1 pseudogene is annotated in these 304 nt (G+C 49.7%); it reads right to left on the bottom strand.

The features are described 5' to 3' along the window. Positions 1 to 302: pseudogene (locus SB775_RS28540) on the bottom strand (dipeptide epimerase); the annotation flags it as partial. Positions 303 to 304 lie beyond the last annotated feature (2 nt).

The following is a 304-nucleotide window of genomic DNA, read 5'->3' as shown; positions in this document are numbered from 1 at the left end:
ATGATGTCATAGCAAGCGATGTCAATTCCAGCTTTCGCAGAGGGTGAACCGTACACCAGCTCCGCCATTTTTTCGTGAATTCGTTCGATATGAAAAGGGTTTTCTCCGATCACGCTCGGCGCCAGATGATGGACGAGCATACTGTACGTGCTCTCCCACGTTTCCCCGGTCACATGCTGATCCGGTGTGGCTTCCCCGTACCCTGTAATACCAGCATCCGTTTCGATTTTGATCAATAGAGTTGGCATATCGTAGTAGGTTTCATAAGCGACGATGAATGGACGAATGAGCGGAAGCTTGATCC

It is taken from the genome of Peribacillus sp. SIMBA_075 (genome assembly GCF_046534585.1).
Note: the sequence above shows the minus strand (reverse complement) of the source record. Positions and strands in the feature narration are given on the sequence as shown.